Origin of the sequence: Paenibacillus sp. JNUCC32 (assembly GCF_014863545.1) — a bacterium.
In the GTDB taxonomy this organism is placed as follows: domain Bacteria; phylum Bacillota; class Bacilli; order Paenibacillales; family Paenibacillaceae; genus Paenibacillus_AQ; species Paenibacillus_AQ lautus_A.
Map to the genome: position 1 here is coordinate 6528196 of NZ_CP062260.1, position 24883 is coordinate 6553078.

The window sequence follows — 24883 nt, forward strand, 5'->3', positions numbered from 1 at the left end:
AGTCCCAAGGTCTTCATCTTAGCATAATTAAATCATAGAGAAATGGATAGAGAAACGATAGGACAAGCGGAGGGGGATTAACATGAACAGCAAGAGAACGGCTGCTTTGACGCAGCAGTTGGTTTATATCGGACCCGCGCTGCTGTTTTTCGGTATTACGATCATTATCCCATTTGTGATGGGGATGTATTACTCGTTTACCGACTGGAACGGCGTTTCCGGGAACGTCGAATGGGTCGGGCTGGACAATTTCAAACAGATTTTCACAAATGACAGCGCATTCGCCCAATCCTTCTGGTTCACCACCAAATTTACGATCGTCGGCGTGCTTCTGACGAATTTGGTCGGATTCTTCCTGGCCTACTTCTTAACGAAAAATATTCGGGCCCGCAACTGGCTGCGGACGATATTCTTCATGCCGAACGTGATCGGCGGATTGCTGCTCGGCTTCATCTGGCAGTTTATCTTCATAAAAGGCTTTGCAACCGTTGGCGAAGCGACGGGAATTCCGTTTTTTAATCTTCCGTGGCTGGGAGACGAAGTAACCGGCTTCTGGGGCATCATCATGGTATTCGTATGGCAGTCGTCAGGCTATCTGATGGTCATCTACATCGCCTCCATTACGAACGTGTCCAAGGAAGTCATGGAAGCTGCCGAGATTGATGGGGCCAACCGGTTCCAAGTGCTCAAGAGCATCATCGTTCCGCTTATTATGCCGGCGGTTACCGTATGTTTGTTCCTGGCGATTTCCTGGTCCTTCAAAATGTTCGACCTGAACCTGTCGCTGACCAAGGGCGGACCTTACCGCTCCACGGAATCGCTGGCGATGAACGTGTACAACGAGGCTTTCCTGAACAACCGGTACGGTCTCGGGACCGCCAAGTCCTTGATCTTCTTCCTGGTCGTCGCCGTCATTACGCTCATCCAAGTCCGTTTAACGAAGCAGAAGGAGGTTGAAGCTTAATGAGATCGAAGAAACCTCCCATGTCGGCCTCCACGATCGTACTGCAGATCGTGATGGTCATTGTTGCCTTGATCTTCTTGGCACCGTTCTACTTCCTGCTGGTGAACTCGGTCAAATCGCTGGGCGATATTATGGTCGACGCGGCCAACTGGCCAACGGCCTTTCACTTTGACAACTACAGCAAGGCTTGGGAAATGACCCGCTTCCCGGAAGCATTCACGAACTCCATCATCATTACGGTCATCAGCAATCTGATCATTGCCCTGCTGAGCGCGATGGCAGCTTACCGGATGGTCCGGTCCAATACGAGATTCAATCGAATCGTGTTCATGCTGTTCGTATCGGCCATGGTCATTCCGTTCCAATCCATTATGATTCCATTGCTGCAGGTCATTAACTTTCTCGGCGTCAACAACAGCATCGTGGGTCTGATTCTCAGTTATCTCGGACTCGGCATCCCGCTGTCGGTCTTCCTGTTCCACGGTTTCGTGAAAGGCATTCCGCTTGAGATCGAAGAGGCTGCCACGGTCGACGGCGCTTCTCCGTTCAGGGTATTTGCCCGCATCGTTATGCCGATGCTGAAACCTATGATGGTAACGGTCATCATCCTGAACTGCCTGTGGGTCTGGAACGACTATCTGCTGCCATCCTTGATCCTGCAAAGTCCGGAACTGCGAACGATTCCGCTTGCGACCTTTGCTTTCTTCGGGCAGTATTCGAAGCAGTGGGATATGGCGCTGCCGGCGCTCGTGCTGGGCATTACGCCGATCATCATCTTCTTCCTGTCACTGCAGAAGTACATCGTTGAGGGCGTCGCTGCCGGCTCCGTTAAGGGGTAAGGGCAGCGGGCGCCTCGCCCATAACCGGTTTTTCCATCTTTATATATAATCATTATCAGGGGGTAGTAAAGATGAACAAAATGAAATTATCACTCGTGATGCTGCTGGCTTTCTCGCTGCTGCTTGCAGCTTGCGGCGGCAAGTCGGAAGAAGGCCAGGGCGGAAGCTCGAATGGAGCTTCCGGCGATGTCAAAACGGTCAAGATTTTTCAATTCAAAACCGAGATCGTGGACGGCCTGAATGAGCTTAAAGTCGAATTCGAGAAGGAATACCCGAACATCAAGCTGGATATTCAAACGGTAGGCGGCGGCGCTGACTATGGTGCTGCATTGAAAACCAAATTCGCATCCAACGATGCGCCGGATATTTTCTCCAATGGCGGCGACGCCGAGATGGAGATGTGGATCGACCGTCTCGAGGATCTGTCCGATCAGCCTTGGGTGAACGATCTGGTCGACATGGCGAAAGAGCCGATGACCAAAGACGGTAAAGTATACGGCATGCCGATGAACCTTGAAGGATGGGGTTACATCTACAATAAGGATTTGTTTGAGCAGGCCGGCATTACCGAGCTTCCTAAAACGTATACTCAGCTGGCGGATGCCGCGAAGAAGCTGGAAGCCGCAGGCATAACTCCTTTTGCGAACGCTTACCAGGAATGGTGGTTGATCGGCAACCAGGGCATTAACCCGGCATTCGCCCAGCAGGATGACCCGAATGCGTTTATCCAGGGCTTGAACGACGGCACGCAAAAATTCGTGGGCAATGGGAAGTTCGAAGAGTGGACCAAGCTGATGCAGCTGACATTGGACCACGGCAACAAGAACCCGCTGACCACCGACTACAATACGGCCATTTCCCTGCTGGCTACAGGTAAAGCGGCCATGATGCAGAACGGGAACTGGGCTCAAACCGAGATCGATGCCATCAATCCGGATCTGAATCTCGGCTACCTGCCGATGCCGCTTGGCGACAATGCGGAGCAAAATGACAAGCTGAACGTCGGCGTACCTGCGAACCTGGTCATTAACAAAGATTCCGTGTCGAAGGAAGAAGCGAAGATCTTCCTGAACTGGTTTGTCACATCCGATATCGGCAAAGAGTACATCGTGAAAAAATTCAAATTCATCCCGGCCTTGAAGACCATCGAAGCAACGCCTGAGGATATGGGCGACTTGGGTTCGGCCGTATGGGAGTACGTGCAGGCAGGCAAAGTGCTGCCAAGACAATCCGCGAAGTTCCCGGACGGCGCGGCACAGGAGTTCTCCGGCGCGATGCAGGCATTCTTCGCCGGCAAATCCGATACGAACAAAATGCTTGAAGATATGCAGACATCCTGGGATAGCTTGAGCAAGTAAGGAGCCATGCAAAATTTAAGTTAGCAGACCGTTCATAAGAGGTATGATCCCTTGTCCGACAAGATAGGGGATGGTACCTCTTTTCTATAGCAGAGTCTACGAAGGAGGCAATTCTATGATTAATCAACGTTTTCCTAAGATATGGTATGGCGGGGACTATAACCCCGAGCAATGGGATAAGGCAACGATGGAAGAGGACCTGCGAATGTTCGAGCTGGCGGGCGTCGACGTGGCGACCCTCAATGTATTCTCCTGGGCCAAAACGCAGCGCGATGAGGAAAGCTATGATTTCGGGTGGCTTGATGAAATTATGGACCGCCTGGCGGAGGAGCAGGTTCACGTCTGTTTGGCAACCAGTACGGGAGCGCACCCGGCTTGGATGGCCAAGAAATACCCGGACATCCTGCGCGTCGATTACGATGGACGCAAACGCAAATTCGGCGGCCGCCATAATTCATGTCCGAACAGCCCGACCTATCGCAAATACTCCGTGCTGATGGCGCGCAAGCTGGCTGAACGGTACAAGGATCACCCGGCGCTGGTCATCTGGCACGTCTCCAATGAGTATGGCGGGTATTGTTATTGCGACAACTGCGAGCGTCAGTTCCGCGTCTGGCTGAAAGAGCGTTACGGATCGCTGGATAAGCTGAACGCCGCATGGAATACCGGGTTTTGGGGCCATACCTTCTACGAGTGGGACGAGATCGTGGTACCGAATGCGCTCAGCGAGGAATTCGGCGGAAACCGGTCGTTCTTCCAGGGAATATCGCTGGATTACCGCCGTTTTCAGTCCGACAGCCTGCTGCAATGTTACCGACTGGAAAGAGATGAGCTGAAGAAGGTCACGCCGGATATTCCGGTCACCACCAATCTGATGGGCTTTTATCCGGAGCTGGATTACTTCGAGTGGGCGAAGCATATGGATGTGGTGTCCTGGGACAACTATCCCGCGATCGATACGCCGGTGAGCTTTACGGCGATGTCGCATAACCTGATGCGCGGGCTGAGAAGCGGACAGCCGTTCATGCTGATGGAGCAGACTCCGAGCGTTCAGAACTGGTCGCCCTACAACTCCGCGAAGCGTCCCGGTGTCATGCGGCTGTGGAGTTATCAGGCCGTAGCGCACGGCGCGGATACGATCATGTTCTTCCAGCTCCGCCGTTCCGTGGGGGCGTGCGAGAAATTCCACGGCGCATTGATCGAGCATGTGGGACATGAGCATACCCGGGTCTTCCGGGAGTGCGCGGAGCTGGGGCATGAGCTGCAGCAGCTCGGAGACAAGCTGCTCGACTCCCGTTCGGACGCCAAGGTAGCGATCATGTATGACTGGGAGAACCGCTGGGCGCTGGAGCTGTCAAGCGGGCCTTCCAAAGCACTGAACTACGTGGATGAGGTTCATAAATATTATGACGCGCTGTATCAGCAGAATATCCAGACCGATATCATCAGCGTCGAAGAGGATCTAAGCAAGTATGATATCGTGATTGCCCCCGTGATGTACATGGTGAAGCCGGGCGTTGCCCAGCGCGTGGAGCGGTTCGTAGCGCAGGGCGGAACCTTCGTGACCACCTTCTTCAGCGGCATCGTCAATGAGAACGATCTGGTGACCCTCGGAGGTCATCCGGGCGAGCTGCGCAGCGTGACCGGCATTTGGGCTGAGGAAATCGATGCATTGCTGCCCGGAATGCAAAATCAGATCGACATGAAGCAGGATTGGGGATCGCTGCGTGGAAGTTATCCATGTGGAATTTTGTGCGATGTCATCCATGCGGAGACGGCGGAGGTTTTGGCTGAGTACGGATCCGACTTCTACAAAGGCACGCCTGTTTTAACGAAGAATGCGTTTGGCGAAGGGCAGGCCTATTATGTGGCCAGCAGTCCGGATGCGCAGTTCCTGCAAGGGTTTCTTGCCAATCTGTGCGAAGAACAAGGCGTGAAGCCGCTGCTGGATACACCACAAGGAGTAGAGGTGGTGGAACGGGTGAAGGACGGAAACTCCTATCTGTTCATATTGAACCACAATGCCGAAGAGATGACGTTTGATGCAGGTTCTGCCAATTCATTCGATCTCCTGGGCAGCCGGCAGGTTACGGGCCATGTCACGATTCCGGGAAGGGACGTCATGATTCTGGAACGGGCTGCCGCCGCCCGGTCTTAAAGAGAGCAAGGAGATCTTACTCGGACCTTGGTTAGGGGGCAAAAGCAGTGAGTATACATTTCCATGAAGATCTGGGGATATTCCATCTCCAGAGCGATCGGTCAAGTTATGTGATTGAGCTGGTGCGCGGCGTTTATCCGGCGCATGCCTATTGGGGACGCCGGATTCGCGATAACCGCGTCCTAGGATTGCTGGAACGGAGGGGAAGAGCATCCTTTTCGCCGACGCCGTTTCGCGAGGATGCTTCCTTCTCCCTGGACAGTTTGCCTCAGGAATACCCGGGCTATGGCAGCGGCGATTTTCGGCAGCCTGCATATCAGGTACAGCTGGCTAACGGGACCACGGTCACCGAGGCGGAATATGTCCGTCACCGGATCTACAGCGGCAAGCCGAAGCTTGAGGGCTTGCCTGCCGTATACACGGAACAGGATGACGAGGCGGATACGCTGGAGCTGGAACTGTTTGATCGGGTAAGCGGTTTGACGATTTATTTGTCTTATACGGTCATGAAGGCGTTTGACGCTATTTCCCGCTCCGTATCCTTCCGGAACGACAGCAAGGAGAACATGACGCTGCTGCGTGCCATGAGCGCCAGCGTGGATATGGATCACAGCCGTTATGACCTGCTGCATCTCCATGGGGCATGGGCGAGAGAGCGCCATGTGCAGCGCAGAAGACTATCCCCGGGCATGCAGGGCATCGAGAGCCGCAGGGGGTCAAGCAGCCATAACCACAATCCGTTCCTAGCGCTGCTGTCCGAGGGGGCAGGCGAAGAGTTCGGCGAGGTGTACGGCTTCAGTCTGGTATACAGCGGCAGCTTCTCCGCACAGGTCGAGGTGGACCAATACGATACGACCCGGGTCACGATGGGATTGAATCCGTTCGACTTCACGTGGCTGCTGGAGCCGGGACAGTCATTCCAGACGCCGGAAGCGGTGATGGTCTTCTCGGCGGAGGGCCTCGGCGGCATGTCCAGACGCTATCATAAAATGTACCGCACCAGGCTGTGCCGGGGGCAATTCCGGGATGCCACGCGCCCGGTGCTGGTGAACAATTGGGAAGCAACCTACTTCAACTTCAATGCCGATAAAATCGAGCAGATTGCAAGCGCGGGACGGGATCTCGGCATCGAGCTGTTCGTGCTGGACGACGGATGGTTCGGCAAGCGCAACGACGATACGACTTCCCTCGGGGATTGGGTCGTTGACAAGAACAAGCTGCCCGACGGCCTCGAGGATCTCGTGAAGAGGGTACGCGGTCTGGATATGCAGTTCGGCTTGTGGTTTGAGCCGGAAATGATATCGCCGGACAGCGATCTGTACCGTCAGCATCCCGACTGGTGCCTGCACGTGGAAGGGCGCCGGCGGACGGAAGGGAGACAGCAGCTGATCCTGGATTTCTCCCGCCAGGAAGTAGGCGACGCGGTGGCCGATATGGTTCGCGGCATCCTGAGAAGCGCCCCGATCACTTACGTGAAATGGGACATGAACCGGAACATGACGGAGATCGGATCGGCTGCGCTGCCGCCTGAGCGCCAGCGGGAAACGGCCCATCGCTATATGCTGGGTCTGTACAGGGTAATGGAACAGCTGACGACGGAGTTCCCGCATATTTTGTTCGAGAGCTGCTCCGGGGGCGGCGGACGCTACGATCCGGGAATGCTGTATTACATGCCGCAGACGTGGACAAGCGATAACTCCGATGCCGTCAGCCGATTGAAGATCCAATACGGAACGAGCCTGGTTTATCCGCTCAGTTCCATGGGAGCGCATGTGTCCGCCGTTCCGAACCATCAGGTGCACCGGAATACTTCGCTGCGGACGAGAGGACACGCTGCAATGTCGGGCAATTTCGGTTATGAGCTGGACCTGACGGCCTTCAGCGAACAGGAGAAGGAGGAGGTCCGCGAGCAGGTAAAGCTGTACAAAGAGATTCGGCATCTCGTGCAGTTCGGGGATTTCTACCGCCTTCGGAACCCGTTCGAAGGGAATGAAGCGGCCTGGACGATCGTCTCCGAGGATCGATCGGAAGCGGTGCTGTATTATTTCCGCATCTTAAGCGAGGCGAATGAACCGATTCGGTGGCTGCGTACGATGGGGCTGGATCCGGAAGGGGATTACAAGTGCCTGGAAGACGGGAACATCTACGGCGGAGACCGGCTGATGAACGCCGGCTTGGCCGTTCCGCCGATGCATGGCGATTTCCAAAGCTTTATCTGGAGATTCGAACGGGTATAAGCTGTTTACTAAAAGCCTGCGGAACCCAACCGCGTCCTGAGCGCGACATAATATCAAGGTTGATCCGGCATCAAGTCGAGCTGCGGGAGAAGCCAAAAGAACCGCCAGAGAAGCACTCTTTGGCGGTTCTTGCTGTTTCTATAACCGGCTGCTTTCAGATCGCCGTGATGGAATAAATGCCGCGTTCCGTTGTGAGCACCACTTGACGGTCTTGAACCTCCGCAGCCGTTAACCCGTCCAGCCCGATGACGAAGGCATTGCTTGGCAGCGGGGCTTCGTGTCCTGCCGTGATGACCACGCCGGGACCGTGCAGCAGAAGAGCGTGGCGATCTCCGTACCCGTCGATGGACTGCGCTTGCTGCTGCTGATGTTCAAATCGTTCCAGCCGTAATTCAACCTGGTCTTGATCCTTCTCTTCTTGCTTGGATATGTGCAGCGTGCGGTTGCTATTGGATTGAAGCCAGTTCGTAACCTCTTCGATCGATGGATTCATCATGGACACCTTCCTTGATTTTAGGGTGGCTTCAACTAGTCTGTCCACGAAGGGGGTTCGTTATTTCAATTCGGACCGGGTTTCTCCCGCAGGAAGTCGACGGAAAAATTAACGCAGTTCAAACCCTCTTCTTCGATATTACGTGTTAAGATAGTTAAAGAATATGGGACAAACGCATGCTACATATGGAGGGTCCATGGGCAAGAAATGGTATTACGTGCTCGCCATCCTGCTCGCAGCCTGCAGCTGGATCGGGAATGTCTGGTATTACGAAGCCAACCAACTGGGAAGAACCGTATTTCTCGAGCATCATGTGGAGACAAGGGAAGGGGGAGGCCGCGTATTCGACTTGTATTATGTGGAGGACAAACAAGCGGATAAGAGGCTGAGCTCCATCCGGATCGAAGGTTACCCTGGACAGATCGTCACGCCCTATCCCCGATATGCGGAGTATCAGAGGCAGTGCTTAGGAAAAATGATGGTGAACTTAAATGCCCCCGAGCAAAAAGGGACGGTAGAGAAGCTGGAGGAGCCGATTCTTATTCGGGAAGTTACCGCGCTTTATTCCGACGGAAGCTCGGAGCAAGTGAATGTCGGGGAAATATACGTTTGGCCCGGCGTATATCGTCAGGAAGAGCAAGATCCGATATCGTGGACATCCGGCGGATCTTCCTCCGATCATTCGGGATACGACTCCGCTGTTGTGAAGCGTCCGGTACAGTTAACGGCGTTCTCCTCGAAACTGCTGGATATCGCTCTAGAGGGGCATCTCCGAATCTATGCCGACATTTCAAGTCAAATACCAGGTACCAGCTACCGGTCGCAGCCTTCGGAAGCGCACATCGAGTTAAGAGGCGAGCCCATCGATGAGATTCAGCTTCCACTTAACATTCATAAAGGGGATTCCATTAGAATCAGCCACCAATTTGATATGCCGTCGCTTGAGAAGAGCTTGCAGGTTTACCAGCTCCTATTGAAAACGATCTTTATCGAGGAAAGCGGTCGCCAGTGGCATGGAGAAACGGTAATTCCCTATCACCCGAGACCGACAGATCAAGAATTGTCGGAATTTGTCCGGGATAGCAGGAGGATACCATGAGTAGGGCTTACGGGCGTATGGGCTGGGGTCTGTTGTTTGTAATTGTCGACTTTAAGCTGGACTCGGTGGATATGTTGCCCGATATGCTCGGGTACCTGCTGATCGCTTCGGGACTATGGCGGCTCCAGAAGTTGAACGGATATTTTAAGGCAGGGCATCTGTCGGCTTGGCTGCTGATGGCCTGGTCGGTGTTACAATTGTTTTGGTTTACCGAAGCGGGGATAGACGGCTTACCCGTGCAATCCGCGAAGGATGTATGGATCCAGCTGCCTGCCCTCTGCTTGCATACCGTATTGATTTACGGAATTTGCAGAGGCGTCCAGGCGCATTTCGCGGGTAACGCGTCCGGACTGGATCACAAGGCAAGCTTCCGGCTGGGCTTATTTATGGCGGGACAGCTCCTGTGGCTGATCGTGTACCCATTCGTTTTAAATCTGGATTCGGGCGATATGTTCCTTGTGTTCTTACTGTGCTCGCTCATCGTAATGGCGGCCGAGATCGCGGTTCTGCTCCTGGTCAGGCTTGCCGTACGGGAATCGACCGAGAATTAGGAATAAAGCGCTATACCCAGGTTTGTTAACGATTATGAAATAATCATGTTGAACCATTGTCTTTGCTGGGATGATACACGATCGTAACGCCCAGCTGGTTATATATTTCTTCGGTGTAGTGGTGATCCGGGCAGTGCTTGATCGTTGCCATGTCTTCTTGCCTGGAGATCAGCTTCTGCTCGCAGTCGGGACAGCGGTCCTGGAAAAGAAATTTCAGCTTATTCAACATGATCACCACACACCTCCTTAATTTCCGATACAAATACTTGGGTTTATTATAAATCAACAGCGAGGCACATTCAATAGCAATGTGCCCCGGCAACGATATCAAATGAACGGAGATCGATCACCTTGATAGTGCAACTTGTAGTCATGGTCTTTATAGGTATCATCGGTTCTTTTTTCTCAGGGCTGCTGGGAATAGGCGGAGCGATCATTAATTTCCCCCTGCTTTTATATGTACCTTCCTGGTTTGGACTGGAGGCCTTCACCTCCAAGGAGGTCGCGTCCATCAGTATGCTGCAGGTATTTTTTGCTTCCTTGTCAGGCATGCTAACCAATCGGATGAGTTCGCGCGGCGGTGAGTCGTACGTTCACAAGCGATTGGTCATCCAGATGGGGGCAAGTACCCTGATTGGCAGTCTGATCGGGAGCCTGTCCTCGATGCTCATGACGAGCGGAACGATTAACGTGATTTATGGATTTCTGGCGGTAATCGCGGTGTTATTGATGATCGTGCCGACCCGGGCATCCATGGAGAACAGATCGGTGAGCGAGGTGACTTACCATGCATGGATTGCAATGGGAGCTGCCTTTATTGTCGGCGGCATTGCCGGAATCGTCGGGGCCGGCGGCGCCTTTATCCTGATCCCCATTATGCTGACGGTTCTTAAGATCCCGACGCGGATCACCATCGCATCCTCGCTCGCGATCGTCTTTCTGTCTGCGGTCGGGGGCGTTATCGGCAAAATCGCCTCGGGCGACATTCCGATTTGGCCGTCCCTGTTTGCCGTTGCCGGAAGCTTGATGGGTGCCCCCATCGGCGCGATTATCAGCCGCAAGATGAACGTCCGCCTGCTGAGGTACGCCTTGGCTCTTCTCATTGCAGTGACGGCGGTCAAGATCTGGATCGATATTTTAGGGTAAGTAAAGAGGTAGAACCTTATTCATCATGATGGAAGAGGAGGAGATGAACGATGAAAACCAATCGGCTGGGCTCTTCGGAATTGTATGTAAGCGAAATCGGGCTGGGCTGCATGTCGCTGGGTACGGACGAAGGACAAGCGGTGAAGCTTATTCATGAAGCGTTGGATCGGGGCGTGAATTTTCTGGATACGGCGGATTTATATGATGCAGGCCGCAACGAGGAACTGGTAGGCAAAGCGGTTCAGGGCCGGCGCGAGGACGTCATCATCGCCACCAAAGTGGGCAACCGCCGCGTGCCGGGACAGGAGGGCTGGGTATGGGATCCTTCGAAGGACTACATCAAATCAGCCGTTAAGGATAGTCTGCGCAGGCTGGGTACGGATTATATCGATCTGTACCAGCTTCACGGGGGGACGCTGGATGATCCGATCGAAGAGACGATTGAAGCTTTTGAAGAATTGAAGCGGGAAGGGTGGATTCGATATTACGGCATATCGTCCATCCGGCCGAACGTCATCCGCGAGTATGTCGCTAAATCCCATATCGTCAGCGTCATGAGCCAGTACAGCATCCTGGACCGGAGACCGGAGGAAACGGTCCTTGATCTGCTTGAGGAGAACGGAATATCCGCGATTGCCCGGGGTCCCGTTGCCCGCGGCATCTTGTCGGACCGAGGACAAGCCAAAGCGGAGAAGGGATACCTGGATTACAGCAAACAAGAGCTGCTCGACGTGCTCAAGAGGCTTGAAGCGTTTGGAAAAGGCCGGGATTTGTCCCAGCTGGCGATTCGTTATGCTTTGGCCCATGCCGCTGTGGCCTGCACCATTCCCGGGGCGAGCTCGCTTGAACAGCTGCTGCATAACCTGGCTGCGGGGGATATGGAAGCTTTATCGCCTCAGGACATCCAATCGATCCAGGCGATCAGCCGCGCCAATCAATATGAGGCGCATCGGTAACACCGGGAGCGATAAGCGTGTGAATGGTCTATCCCGTTAATCTTTTGGGGCATGAAATATTTATGGCCTGAAGATTTACGGATGAACCGCATTCCCGCATGTTATAATAACTGGATAAGAGCCTGACGTCAGGCGAAATAGTTCATGCCCGCAATCCGCTTTTAGGATCACGGGCTTTTTTGTACCTTATTTGTACTTTATCAATAAATTGGCGTCAAACCTTGGGGAATGTCAAACTTTTTGAAGCGATGGTTCGTTCCAAGGAACGTAAACCGCGCGGCTTATGCCATAATCGTACATGGTGAAAGGATTCTAGAATGATTACCATTGAGCATCTATCAAAAACCTATCGCAAGGGCGCTTGGGCGCTCTTGGATGTTTCATTACAATTGGATAAAGGCATGACGGGTCTGCTAGGACCCAATGGCGCCGGCAAAACTACCTTAATGCGCATCCTGGCAACCTTATTGACGCCGACCTCCGGGCAGGTGAGGGTGAACGGAATATCCCTTGGACGGCCGGAGGAGATTCGGCAGATGATCGGTTATTTGCCGCAGCATTTTCACATTTACCCGCAGCTGACCGGCAGAGATTATCTGGATTATGTGGCGGCCATGAAGGGGATCACGGACCGGAGCGCCAGGCTGAAGGAGATCTCCAGGCTGCTTGAGATGGTCAATCTTCAGGAGAAGGCGGACAAAAAAGTGCGTACGTACTCGGGGGGCATGAAGCAAAGATTGGGCATAGCCCAAGCGCTGCTCGGTTCCCCGGATATTTTGATCGTAGACGAGCCGACGTCGGGGCTGGATCCCCAGGAGCGTGTCCGGTTCCGGAATGTGTTAACCCGTTTCAGCATCGACCGGACGGTCCTGTTGTCCACCCATATCGTAGCGGATATCGAGAGCAACTGCCGTCGCATCGCCGTAATGAACAAGGGGAGATTGGCCATGAACGGCAGCTTGCCCGAACTGCAGGCCTGCGGGAAGGGACAAGTGTGGGAAGCGGTGATGGGCCATGAAGAATTTGCCTTGATGGATCCCATGTCCGTCGTGTCCACTCGAACGGTACCGGAAGGCGTGCTTTGCCGGTTTATCAGTGCAGCAGCCCCCGTGACCGGCGCGTTTCCGGCGGATCCGACCCTGGAGGACGGCTATCTGGCTCTGCTGCGGAGGGATCGCCATGCATAAGTGGTGGAGGCACAGTCTGTTAGAGCTGCGGCTTTTGTTCGGCAATCCCTTGTTTGCCTCGCTTCCGGTCCTCTACGCGATCCTGTTCATCGTCATCATGCTGCAGGCGGCAAGCGGAAACGGACCGAATCATAACCTGTATTCGGCTGCGTATTCCTTTCACATGCTGGGTCATACGATGACGCTGGGTCCGACGATGTTAATCGGCATCTTGTCCATCCGGCGGGATGTCCGCCGTCGGTCGTTTGAATGGAACCACAGCCTGCCTGTGTCCTTCTTCACCCTGCTGTCGTCGAAATATGCGGTCAGCTTGCTGTACTTTTCCCTGTTTACCCTCTCGACGTCGGTTATATTCTATATCCTGTCGGTCAGCCAGGGGATAGCCGGTGATATCGCGATGGTGCATACGATGCAATTCGCGGTGCAGTATGAGGTTTCCTATATGGTGACGCTCGCGCTAGCGATGCTCCTCGGGGCAAGCATTCCGAACCGGATCGTGTATTTGATCGGTTTCTGTGCATGGATGTTTGGAACGTTTTTTATGGAAATTTATTTTATCAGCGAATTAAGATGGATGCCGGCCCAAGTGTTTCACCTTAACCAATTCTTCCTTCAATCCAATCGGTTTGAATATGAGAATTGGGGGTACGGCCTGCTATCCAAGGATATCCAGCTGTCCCGTTGGTTCGTGCTGGCTTTCACCTTCCTGCTGCTGACGGTGTGTTTGTTCTTGTTAAACTCGAAGCGCCCCACGATGCTGAAAAAGGCAGGGTGGCTGGGCGTGCTGGGGGCTGTCGTGTTGACGGCAGCCGCCGCCGTGCCTTATGGCACGCTTTGGGCGGAACGGTATGCCCAAATTGATGCGAAGCTGGAGGACCCGACGATTTCTTATGTCGATGATCCTGAAAATATAGCCTTCTATCATGTGTCTTCCTATGACATCAAGCTGAAACGGCTGCCAAACGACGAGCTACGCGTAACGGCGAAGCTAACGATACCGGCCTCCGAAATATCAGGCATGAGGCAGCTGCCGTTAACCTTGAACCGGATGTTCAAGCTTGAACGTGTCCAACTCCAGGGCATCGACGCTCCTTATCGCAGACAGGGAGAGCGGATATCGATCAGGATGGTTGGCGATGCCAAGGGAGGGGACCTTCAAGCCGAGCTGGAATATAGGGGCAAGGTAATGGATTTTATGGCCGGGTACTCCAATGAAGAATTTGCGGCCTATAGCGTGGGGCCTGAAGTTAAACTGGAGGGGCATATGGCCTGGTATCCGCTTCCCGGTCATCAGGAGGTATATTTAAAGAGTGACAACGGAGATCTTTCGTCGAAATACGTTTATCTGGGCTGGGAATTCGGCAAGCTGCGCTATTCTGCCGGAGAGATGAAGCTGGTGGTGGAGGGTTATCCGCAACCCTTGTATACGGGAATGAAAGAGCTGGAGCGGAAGCCGGGCTACCAGCGGTTTGAGGACAGGGAGATCGAGCAGAATATCTCTCTGTACGGGGGACAATTTTGGAAGGAAATCCACCGGAATGATCTCCCGATTACCATCGTGACAACGCCTTATCTGGAGAAGGCATCCGTATCGCTGCTGAGGGATATGAAAAAGAAATATGACTATTTTTCCGAGTGGATACCCGAGTTCAACAGCAGCGTCGAGAAGATCTTGTATTTGGGCCAAGGCTTTGATTACCCTCAGGTGAATCATCGCCTGATTCTGTCCTCGAACCACTACACCTATAACTTCGCGAACTTGCCCGGCGAATGGATGAACTCGATTCTGTTCGGCAACCAGGGTGCGTTCCATTATAATTTTGAGCATCCGGAACGAGACGTACGCGGAAAGATCAGCAGTCTTTTCTGGTATGTATACTACGTAGAGGAGAAAGGGCTTAGCGATAAACAATTAAGATCGGCTTACGGAAATCTCCGGTCGGTACAGCAGCTGTTGTTCAAAAACGGAAGCGGGGAGGATCCCCAAAACCAAATAGGCATAAGTATGGCCAGACAGGTTAGAAAGGCGCTGGAGGAAGGTAGAGGGAATCAGGTCAAAGAGCTGCTGGTGCAGTTTTATGGGCAGGGGCTGATGCTTCCCGACACCGAACGCAACCCGGCCTTACGACCGGAGAACCCGATCACGTACAAAGAGTGGCAGCAGAAGTGGGATGCCATGATGAATGTCAAATAATGACGACTATGCACCTGCACGCGGTCGGTTATAATTGAGAAATAGTTATAACGGAAGATGAGAATGCATGTAGAAAGGGGGGGAAGGCATGATTTCCGATCAGCAGCTGTCCGAACGCATGGCTGCCGGCGACCAGGAAGCGTTTGAAATGCTGGTGACGAGGTACCATGGTCCGCTGCTCAGTTATACGACCCAGAGGCTGGCCGACAGGCAAAAGGCCCAGGATATCGTTCAGGAAACCTTTATCCGGCTCATCCGGCATCTGAAGCAGCACGGGACGCTCGAGCATGTTCGCTCCTGGCTGTACCGCGTCGCTCTGAATATGTGCAAGGATTATTGGAAAAGCGCATCCTACAGGTCCGAAGGTCTTGCGGGTGAGGAAATGCCGGATGCATACGACCCTGAACCGGGCGCGGAGGAGCTTGTGGAAAGACAGGAAACTTCCCTCGAAATTGCGGCGTCGCTCGAGACCTTGCCCGATATACAACAGGAAGTCATATCGCTTCGGTTCTTTCATGACCTGAAGCTGCAGGAAATCGCCGACCTGGTCGACCTCCCCTTGAGTACGGTCAAAACGCATTTATATAACGGCTTGAGAAAGCTGAAGAAAACATTGTCCATGGAGCATTCCGATTTGGTTCCCGTCCATTCGTCCCGAAGGACGCGGGAGAAAAGTCCTCAGGAACAGGTACGGAACCGCTCCAAGTCGGAAGAGTCTGATTCGCAGAGCAAAGTAAAAGAAAGTGAGGTGTATCTCCATGGATCATCCATTCGATAATGAATTGAGAAGACTTGAAGACGAGCTTCGCGGCCCGCTCAGACGCGCGGCTCTTCCGTCGCCGACGCCGGATGAGACGGCCCAGCTCATCGCGTCCCTTCAGGGGGAGTTCAATCAGCTCCGGATTGAGCCCGAGTCTCCCAAGCTGGATTTTAATCCGCAGGTCGACCCGCCCTCATTGAAACAGATCCTTCGGAGCCAGATTCGATTGAATCAAAGATCCATTCTGCTCACGGCAGGCGCGGTATTCTGCATGCTGGTCATGCTGATCGATCCGGAATATCCGCTTGATCAATTTGCCGGATTGCCCGGCGGCATTTTTCCATTGATTACCCCTCTGCTGCTGATCGTATCGATGCTGTTCAGCAGCCGAACCTGGGATAAAGGGATGCGGGCAGTGGAGACGCTGACCCCTTACCCGCCGGCACTGGTCTTGTATACCCGCCTGCTTCTCGTGACGGGCATCGTCGTCGGAATGGCCTTGCTCAGTACCCTTGCGCTCGGGCTTCGATCCATCCAAGCAGAATCCTCCCGCTTTTTATTCGGACCGTTTATTCTGGAGTGGATGGGCATTCTGCTGGTGACGGGAGGGGCCGCGATGTATATGCTGTTTCGCAAAGGCATGGTCTATTCGCTGATCTCGGCGGTGTTGGTGTACGGCATGTGGATCGTGATACAGGGCCAAATCGTGGACCACGGCGTTTCCATGAGCGGCAAGATGCTGACGGACATGTCCCTGCTTGTGATCGGCTTGATTCTGCTGATTTCTTCCTACGGACGCAGCTTGAAGCTGAACGGAGCCTGGAGATTGGCGAATGATTAGGCTGGAAGGACTGGAACGGCAGGCAGGCACGTACCGGCTTGAAATCGAGAAAGCGGAGATTCAATCCGGCCTGAACCTCATCGTGGGGGCGAACGGCGCCGGAAAAACAACCCTGATCGAGCTGCTGACCACGCTGCAGGCACCCGATGCAGGCGAGATCCTGTACAGCGGGCGCAGGGCAGGGGATCATTTGCCGCTGATCCGCAGTCAAATCGGGTATGTTCCGGCGGATATCGAGCTGTATGGAGATATGAAGGTCGGCAAGCTGCTGACCTATATGGCCGAATTGAAGGGCGTGTTTAACCCGGAGGCTATTGACAGGCTGATGGCGGACTTTCGGCTGGAGCCTTTCCGCAAGAGCAAGGTCAAGAATTTGTCGCAAGGGGTGCAGCGGCGCATTGCCGTCGTACAAGCGCTGTTGGCCTCGCCGTCTTTTCTGTTCTTGGATGAGCCTTTGAACGGCATGGACGCGGAGGAGCGCAAATTTCTCATCACGTATCTGACCAAATACGCCCGGGGCCGTATGGTGATCGTTGCGGCCCACGAGCTGAACGAATGGGAAGAGGCTGCGGATACCGTGATCTGGATACACCGCGGCCGCCTCCGGTTTATCGGTTCGCCGACCCAATGGAAGCTGAATGTGGCCTCCAGCGTCTGGGAAGGCGAGATCGATTTGGAAGACTTCGAGCGGATACCGCAGGAGCTGCTGATTCATTTTCAAATGACGGAGCATCGGATGAGAGTCAGGCTGATGGGGAAAAAGCAGCCGGGTCCCGAGTTCATGGAGAAGGCGCCTACACTGGAGGACACCTTTTTCCTACATATGAACGCCTTAGCCAGACGCGGGTGAGTATAGCTTGGATCATGAAAAATCATCGCCTTCATTCGGGCGATGATTTTTGCGTTTTCATTCGTTTAAATTCGCCTACTTGGTCGGTTTTCCGCTCTTATGCCTCCAATTATAAATCCACGAGGCAACCATGGTGGAAGGCAAAAACAAGACTTGCGTATTGTAGTGGAGCTGTTCTTCCTGAAAGGACATATTGTTGTAATACGTTTCCTGATTGGTCCCCTGCCTTCGGGGATCTTCCTTTAACGCTGCAATATACCGGTACTGTACGGGAATCATGATCAGGAATACGGCTAGCAGAACGCCTGCAAAGATCCAGATCATAGAGCTCATAAGGTCACGCTCCTTTGGTTTATCGTATATGGAAAGCCATATTAATATACACTACGTATAAATATCGGAATGGATTCAAATATGTACCATTTGAACGCCCGCCATGCCGACTTTATCTATCGAAAGCCAATCATCCGTTTCAGAACAGGGTAAGGAAGGGTAGGCACGGTGCGCGTCATCGTTGAACGGCGGCAAGCGACTGTGGCATGGAAGGATGAATTCGGAAGGGAGCGAGAAATCATGGGAACCGTAAGTAAACAGGGAACGGAGAAGGTGGCGCTGGTAACGGGCGCTGGCGCGGGAATCGGACGAGGCATTGCCAAGGTGCTGGCTGAAAAAGGCTACCGGCTGGCGATGACCTACAATTCCAGCAAAGAAGGGATCGTGGATGTAGCGGAGGACATCGGCCATACCTATGGCAAGGAGCCGCTTATTATTCAGAGCGATTTAACCGTTCGCAGCGAAGCGGAGAATACGATACGAAAGACGCTGGAGGAATTCGGCCGGATCGATTTGCTGGTGAACAATGCCGGTATCGGTCTATACGACGAGTTGACGGAGCTTGAAGAGGATGCGCTGGACATGACGATGCATCTTGATTTCCGGGCGCCGATGCTGCTCAGCAAATATGCGGTTCGGGAGATGATCGCCCAAGGAATTCCGGGAAACGTCATTTTCATTACGTCCTCCCGGGGAGAGAGAGCCTATCCGAAGGACAGCATCTACGGCGGCATGAAGGCGGCGCTGATCCGCGCGGCGCAATCGCTGGCGCTGGAATGGGCGCCGCATGGCATCCGGGTGAACTGCGTCGCTCCGGGTGCGACGGTTCACAAGCCGGAGCAATCGGCGGAGGAAGAGCCGCTTGGCAGCAAAATCCCACTGGGGCGAATGGGGACGCCGTCGGACATCGGGGAAGCCATCGCTTGGCTGTGCTCGGATGCGGCTTCCTACATTACCGGCATTAACCTTCGTATTGACGGCGGCCTGATCTTGCCGGGCATGCCCGAGGATACGTCCCCGGAAGCCGGATATGGATGGGGTAAAGTTTATCAAGAGGAGAAGGAATGAAGGGGTTTTCAAACCTCATGCAAAATAAAATATTATATTCCGATGAAATTAGTTGGGTATCACTCTTTTCAAACGAAGGAAAGTATGAGAGAATGGGAGAAATTATGAAATGATCATACTTTCCATATGAAGAAAAGGGAGGAAATACCCATGTCAGAAGAACGCCAATTTTCCATTGAAACGCTAGCGGTTCACGCCGGTCAGGAGCTTGACCCGACCACATTATCCCGCGCGGTCCCTCTTTACCAGACCACTTCCTACGGGTTTAAAGACAGCGAGCACGCAGCTAATCTGTTTGCGCTTAAAGAATTCGGCAACATCTATACGCGTATCATGAACCCGACCACGGATGTATTCGAGAAACGGATTGCAGCGCTTGAAGGCGGGGCCGGAGCACTGGCGACATCTTCCGGGCAGGCAGCCATCACCTTCTCCATTCTGAACATCGCGGGTGCAGGTGATGAAATCGTTTCCTCCTCGAGTTTGTATGGCGGCACTTATAATTTATTTTCCAATACGCTGGCGAAGCTGGGCATCAAGGTCCATTTCGTGGATTCCACGGATCCGGAAAATTTCCGCCAAGCGATCAACGGCAAGACGAAGGCGCTGTTCGCCGAAACGATCGGCAACCCTCAGGGGAATGTGCTGGACGTGGAAGCCGTTGCTGCCATCGCGCATGAGAACGGCATTCCGCTGATCGTCGACAATACGTTCCCTAGCCCGTATCTGCTGCGCCCGATTGAATATGGAGCGGATATCGTCGTTCATTCCGCGACCAAATTCATCGGCGGCCACGGCACTTCCATCGGCGGGGTGATTGTCGATAGCGGTAAATTCGATTGGACGGCTAATGACAAGTTCCCGGGATTGACGCAGCCGGATCCAAGCTATCATGGCGTCGTGTATACAGAAGCCGTAGGCCCGATCGCTTACATTATCAAAGCGCGTGTGCAGCTGCTGCGGGATATCGGCGCGTCGCTGTCCCCGTTCAATTCCTGGCTGCTTCTCCAAGGGCTGGAGACGCTGCATCTCCGGGTGGAGCGCCATAGCGAAAATGCGCTGAAGGTTGCCAAGTATCTGGAGAATCACGAAGCCGTGGAATGGGTCAGCTATGCAGGGCTGCCGAGCCACCCTTCGTATGAGCTGGCACAAAAGTACCTGCCGAAGGGCCAAGGCGCCATTCTGACCTTCGGCATTAAAGGCGGGGCAGCAGCAGGGCAGAAGGTGATCGAGAACGTGAAGCTGTTCTCCCACCTTGCCAATGTTGGCGATTCCAAGTCGCTTATCATTCATCCGGCCAGCACGACGCATCAGCAGCTGTCCGAAGACGAGCAGCTTACGGCAGGCGTCAATCCGGAACTGCTGCGTCTGTCGATCGGGACCGAGTCCATCGACGATATTTTGTACGATCTGGAACAAGCGATTGCGGCCAGCCAGAAGTAAGACAATCCTGCTATATCGATAGGTAAGACAAAGGGCGCTTTCCCTCTTGGGGGAAGGCGCCCTATTTTTGTGATGCCACACGGCAGTTACCCCGTTGATTCGATGTAGTCGATCCAGGGATGACCTTCCGGAAATTCCGTGCGGAGCGATTGGGCCAGCCACTCTATAGCCTCATGGTCCAGGGTGGGGAGGACCGTCCTGAAATCCCGCTCGTCTTTGTCGCGGATGTTCCTGCTGCCTCCTTTACACAGGAGTTGTATTTCCGGCTTCAGGTAGGGGATTCCTTGGTCTGTCTTCAACAAGATATCGCGAAGCGGTCTTCGGATCGACGGTTGTCGGTGATAGACCCAGCAATCCTGTTCGGTTTCCGTCAACATGAGCTGGAATGCAAATGGAGCTTTGGCATCCTTACTGACCCACACATCCCCGACGGAATGCAGATACTCGCCTTCTTCCCATAACGACAAGGTTCCTTGATCGGCTTTGTACAGCGTCCATTCTTTGGTTAAGGCGGCATAAACATCGGCCTGCTCTTCGCGATGGATCAGGATATCGGTATCGCTGTGTTCTCTGGTCTGCTCTCCCAAATGCAAATCTAACGCCCATCCTCCTGCGATATACCAATGAACAGGGATTTCCGCAAAAATCCCGGCAGCCTCCGATACGCTGACGGGTTCCCAATGGTCATAATCGGTTCGCATGTCTCTTCCTCCTCTTTGTTCTCTCGCTTCGGTCCGTTCCTCCATTATAAATGGTTGGGAAATGGTCGGGGGTGGATATTTTTTCGATCTGTGTTTATCCCGTGCGCTGTATATTTCCAAATGTTTCATAATAACCTGTAAAGAAGCGTTTATCCAATTCAAGGTGAAAGGGAGTAGAAGGATAACCATGACGGAAAGGCATTGGGGAGCAGGCAGTGAATTGGGAGAGCGTTTATGGGAAGATAAGAAGTTTATCGGAGCAGAGGACATCACGGCAAACGATTTTTCTCCCGAGACGGATCTGCTGAAGCATTTTGCTATGGCAGGAGGAGTCACCCATGAGGAGGTATTGCTGTTACTGGCATCGCCCGACGACATTGAAGAAGCCCTCAGGGTTTCGGGGATTCGTCATAACGGCACGGACAGACCTTCCTTGACCCGACTGCTGGGGTGGAGTGACAGGAACCGAAGACTGAAAGTCATGAGCCGATCCGCGGATCCTGAATCCATAACACGTGATCTCGAGCAGGGTGCTCAGGGAATCGGACTGATACGCGGTGAGGATGCTTTGCAGCATGGCCTGCTGCAGGAGGTATATTCGGCATGGCTGAATTCACGGAGCGCGGAGAAGAGCGCTTTGTTGAGACGGAGACTCATTATGTTATGGGTGACGTATTGGGTGTCGGTGTTTCAAGCGGCAGCCGGAGCCCGATGCGCGATCAGTTTGCTGCAAGATGCCCGGCTTTCCAATACGATGGATTTGCGCGAGGCGCAGGATGCTCAGCTCGAGTCCTTGTTCCGGGCGATGGAGCAGTGCGGGGCGGAAGGCATAGACTGCCATTTAGAGCTGTTGGCTGTGCGTCCGGCACATGCGGATGAGTTTATATCGATCCATAATTTTATCGAAGAAGTGGCGGAGCAGACCTTGATGGATCAGAAGCGTTTTGTCCGAATCCGCTACGGGGCGCTGCTTGGCGAAGGAATGAGCCCGTCGGTTGCGGCGGAGATTGCCCGTTTGGCCGATGTGCTGGTATTCGATTGCGAAGGCATAGGGAATTACGAATCGTCGGATGAAGCAGGTCAGAAGGTCTCGGCGTTCTCGGAGATGATCAGTCGAATCAGACGAACGAAGCCGCAGTTGACGCTCCGGATCAATGGCGTGGGCACTGCGGATTTGCGGATGGTGTACCGGCAGGGCATACACGAGGTATGCTGTCATCCTTCGGAACTTGCGGCCATACGGATAACCGGTGCAAGATTGGAAATGCGGCGCAGATGTTCCACGATCGTCGATTAAGGGAATGAGAGCGCTTTATACGGTTTGGTTCATAAGAGAGGTCCTTGCGAAGAAATCGCTAGGACCTTTTTTACGTTTGGATGCTCATCCGCCTCATATGTGTGGACAACAACTCCGATAGTGCTCTTCAGAAATTAAAATGACGTGAAAAATATGGTTTACAAATGAAAGCAAAGTGAGTATGATACATATAAAGTTGTACGAAGGAAAATAAATTGTATAAGTTCAAAAATGATTCTCATTCTCATTTAGCATGCTGCTCCGGCCTAGCCGGGGCAGCATGTGTCATTTTAAGGGTAGTAATAATGGATTTCATTCTCAACTAGGAAGGTGATTGGTTATGCAATGGATACAAAATCAAACGACAACTGGACGCATATCGACAATAGAAAATGGAGCTGATCCGCGTGAGCCGAGGCAGCCGGGGAAATGGGATATCCGCAGCCTGCTGAGCAATGCGGAGGTAGTGGCTGCGCTGGGCAGCGGTTTGCTGATGCTGGTGGCCTGGCTGACCAGCCAATGGTCTGAGCCGCTCTCCGTTGTGCTGTACGTGATATCCTACGCCGTCGGCGGATGGGTGAAAGCCAAAGAAGGCGTCGAGACCCTTCTGAAGGAACGCGATCTGGATGTGAACCTGCTGATGATCGCTGCCGCTATGGGGGCTGCGGCGATCGGATACTGGAACGAAGGCGCGATGCTGATCTTCATCTTTGCCCTCAGCGGAGCGCTTGAGAGTTATACGATGGAAAGAAGCCGCAAGGACATCTCGTCCTTGATGGAGCTGCAGCCGGAGACGGCCCTTCGCATCGAGAAGGGGGAAATGGTGTCGGTATCCATCAACAAGCTGGAGATCGGCGATCTCATCCTGGTGAAGCCGGGCGAGTTGATTCCGGCAGACGGCAAAATCTATCGCGGCAGCTCCTCCGTTAACCAGGCCTCCATTACCGGCGAATCCGTGCCGGTCGATAAGTCCGTAGGCGATGAAGTGTTCACAGGCACCTTAAACGGGGAAGGGGTCCTGTACATTGAGGTTACCCAATCGGCGGAATCTACGCTGTTCGCCAAGATCGTCCGGCTGGTGGAAGAAGCGGAGAACGAGGTCCCGGAATCGCAGCGGTTCATCAAGCGGTTCGAATCGATTTATGCCCGCGTCGTAGTCATTGCGACCGTGGCGCTGATCGTTCTGGCCACTCCCGTTCTGGGATGGGATTGGGATACTACCTTCTATAAAGCGATGGTGTTTCTCGTTGTGGCATCCCCTTGCGCGCTGGTGTCTTCCATTATGCCAGCGATGCTGTCGGCGATTTCCAATCGCGCCCGAAAGGGTGTCTTGTTCAAGGGCGGTGCCCACATCGAGAATATGGCGCGCACGGCCGTTGTCGCATTTGATAAGACCGGTACCTTGACGCTCGGCTCACCCGTGGTTACGGATTTTATCGCAGGCGAGGGATGGGATCGGCACGAACTGCTTGGCATCAGCGCTTCCATCGAACGGATGTCGAAGCACCCGCTGGCCCTGGCGATTGTTCAATCGGCCGAGAAAGAGGGAGCTCCGCTGCAGCAGGTAGAGAACGGTCAGTCCATCACTGGCTGGGGCATGCAGGCGGAAGTCGCGGGAGTCACCTGGAAAATAGGCAAAAGCGATATACTGGAGGAAGGGACCGGAGATCCGCGTTCGGGTGCGATTTCGGATCAAGATGAAAGCTTGGGCGCCGTTCAAGAGAATCGCCAGCACTGGCTGTCCATTCGGAACACGCTGGAATCCGAAGGCAAAACGGTATCCGTTATCCTGAAAGGGGACAGCATCGTGGGCATGATCGCGCTGCAGGACGCGGTCCGTCCTCAGGCGGCCATGGCCGTTAAGCGGCTCCAACAGCTGGGCATCAAGGTAGCGATGCTGACGGGGGACCGCAAGGCGACGGCAGAAGTCATCGCCAAGCAAAGCGGCGTCGACATGGTGTTCTCCGACCTGCTGCCGGAAGATAAGGTTACCCATATTAAGGACCTGCGTGCCCGTTACGGCCATGTGGTCATGGTAGGGGACGGCGTGAACGATGCGCCGGCGCTGGCCACGGCAACCGTCGGCATCGGCATGGGCGTTTCGGGAAGCGGAACCGCGCTGGAGGTAGCGGATGCGGTGCTGATGAACGACAACATCGATGAAATCGCCGGTACCGTCAAAGTGGCACGCAAGGTTCAACGCATAATAAAGCAAAACATGATATTTGCCATTACCGTCATCTTGACACTGATTGCAGCCAATTTCATCGAAGGCGTAGCGCTGCCGCTCGGGGTCATCGGCCACGAAGGAAGCACGATTCTGGTCATCCTGAACGGGCTGCGCCTCCTGCGCAGCAGCCGTTAATGGACTGAGTATCATCTGCAATGACAAAGCGTCCCCTTCTTTT

The 24883-nt window shown here is 53.7% G+C and carries 22 protein-coding genes; 18 read left to right on the forward strand and 4 right to left on the reverse strand.

The features are described 5' to 3' along the window. Positions 1–82: 82 nt before the first annotated feature. The 5 genes from JNUCC32_RS28865 (at position 83) to JNUCC32_RS28885 (ending at position 7556) form a co-directional block, all read left to right on the forward strand. Positions 83–964, forward strand: coding sequence for a carbohydrate ABC transporter permease (locus tag JNUCC32_RS28865; RefSeq protein ID WP_009594044.1), 882 nt, complete (start codon positions 83–85; stop codon positions 962–964). Then, positions 964–1803 carry a carbohydrate ABC transporter permease gene (locus JNUCC32_RS28870; protein ID WP_015737524.1) on the forward strand — a complete coding sequence of 280 codons (840 nt, stop codon included), beginning with the start codon at positions 964–966 and terminating at the stop codon, positions 1801–1803. The genes JNUCC32_RS28865 and JNUCC32_RS28870 overlap by 1 nt, the downstream gene beginning before the upstream one ends. 71 nt (positions 1804–1874) lie before the next feature. Beyond that, on the forward strand, positions 1875–3161 hold the full coding sequence (locus JNUCC32_RS28875; RefSeq protein ID WP_192570538.1) for an ABC transporter substrate-binding protein: 1287 nt from the start codon (positions 1875–1877) through the stop codon (positions 3159–3161). Positions 3162–3276: 115 nt separating this feature from the next. After that, positions 3277–5319, forward strand: coding sequence for a beta-galactosidase (locus tag JNUCC32_RS28880; RefSeq protein ID WP_192570539.1), 2043 nt, complete (start codon positions 3277–3279; stop codon positions 5317–5319). Positions 5320–5366: 47 nt separating this feature from the next. Next, positions 5367–7556: an alpha-galactosidase gene (locus tag JNUCC32_RS28885; RefSeq protein WP_192570540.1), complete on the forward strand. Its 2190-nt coding sequence runs from the start codon at positions 5367–5369 to the stop codon at positions 7554–7556. A gap of 154 nt (positions 7557–7710) precedes the next feature. Here the strand turns inward: JNUCC32_RS28885 and JNUCC32_RS28890 are convergent, their stop codons facing one another. Further along, the gene (locus JNUCC32_RS28890; RefSeq protein ID WP_192570541.1) at positions 7711–8052 is read right to left on the reverse strand and encodes a protein YmzB; all 342 of its coding nucleotides are present in this window, start codon (positions 8050–8052) and stop codon (positions 7711–7713) included. 193 nt (positions 8053–8245) lie between these two features. Between JNUCC32_RS28890 and JNUCC32_RS28895 the strand changes: the two genes are divergently transcribed. Next, positions 8246–9148, forward strand: coding sequence for a hypothetical protein (locus JNUCC32_RS28895; RefSeq protein ID WP_192570542.1), 903 nt, complete (start codon positions 8246–8248; stop codon positions 9146–9148). Beyond that, the gene (locus JNUCC32_RS28900) at positions 9145–9699 is read left to right on the forward strand and encodes a hypothetical protein (RefSeq protein ID WP_192570543.1); all 555 of its coding nucleotides are present in this window, start codon (positions 9145–9147) and stop codon (positions 9697–9699) included. The genes JNUCC32_RS28895 and JNUCC32_RS28900 overlap by 4 nt, the downstream gene beginning before the upstream one ends. 43 nt (positions 9700–9742) lie before the next feature. Here the strand turns inward: JNUCC32_RS28900 and JNUCC32_RS28905 are convergent, their stop codons facing one another. Further along, complete coding sequence (locus tag JNUCC32_RS28905; protein WP_015737517.1) at positions 9743–9928, reverse strand: hypothetical protein; 186 nt, start codon at positions 9926–9928, stop codon at positions 9743–9745. Between the two features lie 122 nt (positions 9929–10050). Here JNUCC32_RS28905 and JNUCC32_RS28910 point away from each other — a divergent pair, with 122 nt between their 5' ends. The 7 genes from JNUCC32_RS28910 to JNUCC32_RS28940 all read left to right on the forward strand — a co-directional run bounded on the left by JNUCC32_RS28910 (position 10051) and on the right by JNUCC32_RS28940 (position 17633). Continuing rightward, positions 10051–10845, forward strand: a complete 795-nt coding sequence (locus JNUCC32_RS28910) for a sulfite exporter TauE/SafE family protein (RefSeq protein WP_081746330.1) — start codon at positions 10051–10053, stop codon at positions 10843–10845. A gap of 50 nt (positions 10846–10895) precedes the next feature. Beyond that, a complete protein-coding gene (locus tag JNUCC32_RS28915; protein ID WP_192570544.1) occupies positions 10896–11801 on the forward strand; it encodes an aldo/keto reductase in 906 nt (301 codons plus the stop codon). Between the two features lie 317 nt (positions 11802–12118). Continuing rightward, positions 12119–12988 (forward strand): ABC transporter ATP-binding protein, encoded by an 870-nt coding sequence (locus tag JNUCC32_RS28920; RefSeq protein WP_036663835.1) that lies wholly within the window; start codon positions 12119–12121, stop codon positions 12986–12988. After that, complete coding sequence (locus tag JNUCC32_RS28925) at positions 12981–15182, forward strand: ABC transporter permease (protein WP_192570545.1); 2202 nt, start codon at positions 12981–12983, stop codon at positions 15180–15182. Before JNUCC32_RS28920 ends, JNUCC32_RS28925 begins: the two co-directional genes overlap by 8 nt. Positions 15183–15270: 88 nt before the next feature. Then, positions 15271–15960, forward strand: a complete 690-nt coding sequence (locus tag JNUCC32_RS28930; protein WP_009594062.1) for an RNA polymerase sigma factor — start codon at positions 15271–15273, stop codon at positions 15958–15960. Further along, on the forward strand, positions 15941–16783 hold the full coding sequence (locus tag JNUCC32_RS28935) for a hypothetical protein (RefSeq protein WP_015737511.1): 843 nt from the start codon (positions 15941–15943) through the stop codon (positions 16781–16783). The genes JNUCC32_RS28930 and JNUCC32_RS28935 overlap by 20 nt, the downstream gene beginning before the upstream one ends. Next, on the forward strand, positions 16776–17633 hold the full coding sequence (locus tag JNUCC32_RS28940; RefSeq protein WP_036663839.1) for an ATP-binding cassette domain-containing protein: 858 nt from the start codon (positions 16776–16778) through the stop codon (positions 17631–17633). Before JNUCC32_RS28935 ends, JNUCC32_RS28940 begins: the two co-directional genes overlap by 8 nt. Before the next feature lie 75 nt (positions 17634–17708). Here JNUCC32_RS28940 and JNUCC32_RS28945 read toward each other — a convergent pair whose 3' ends face one another. Further along, positions 17709–17966, reverse strand: coding sequence for a DUF3949 domain-containing protein (locus tag JNUCC32_RS28945; protein ID WP_192570546.1), 258 nt, complete (start codon positions 17964–17966; stop codon positions 17709–17711). Positions 17967–18206: 240 nt separating this feature from the next. Here JNUCC32_RS28945 and JNUCC32_RS28950 point away from each other — a divergent pair, with 240 nt between their 5' ends. Continuing rightward, complete coding sequence (locus JNUCC32_RS28950; protein ID WP_096776926.1) at positions 18207–19034, forward strand: SDR family NAD(P)-dependent oxidoreductase; 828 nt, start codon at positions 18207–18209, stop codon at positions 19032–19034. Positions 19035–19184: 150 nt separating this feature from the next. Next, positions 19185–20477 (forward strand): homocysteine synthase, encoded by a 1293-nt coding sequence (locus tag JNUCC32_RS28955; RefSeq protein WP_009594125.1) that lies wholly within the window; start codon positions 19185–19187, stop codon positions 20475–20477. A gap of 86 nt (positions 20478–20563) precedes the next feature. Here JNUCC32_RS28955 and JNUCC32_RS28960 read toward each other — a convergent pair whose 3' ends face one another. After that, positions 20564–21178, reverse strand: coding sequence for a nucleotidyltransferase domain-containing protein (locus tag JNUCC32_RS28960; protein WP_192570547.1), 615 nt, complete (start codon positions 21176–21178; stop codon positions 20564–20566). 187 nt (positions 21179–21365) lie between these two features. On the opposite strand from JNUCC32_RS28960, the gene JNUCC32_RS28965 reads away from it, so the two are divergent. Both JNUCC32_RS28965 and JNUCC32_RS28970 read left to right on the forward strand, forming a co-directional pair. Beyond that, positions 21366–22475 carry a PEP-utilizing enzyme, TIM barrel domain protein gene (locus tag JNUCC32_RS28965; RefSeq protein ID WP_192570548.1) on the forward strand — a complete coding sequence of 370 codons (1110 nt, stop codon included), beginning with the start codon at positions 21366–21368 and terminating at the stop codon, positions 22473–22475. A gap of 340 nt (positions 22476–22815) precedes the next feature. After that, positions 22816–24840 (forward strand): heavy metal translocating P-type ATPase, encoded by a 2025-nt coding sequence (locus JNUCC32_RS28970; protein WP_192570549.1) that lies wholly within the window; start codon positions 22816–22818, stop codon positions 24838–24840. Positions 24841–24883 lie beyond the last annotated feature (43 nt).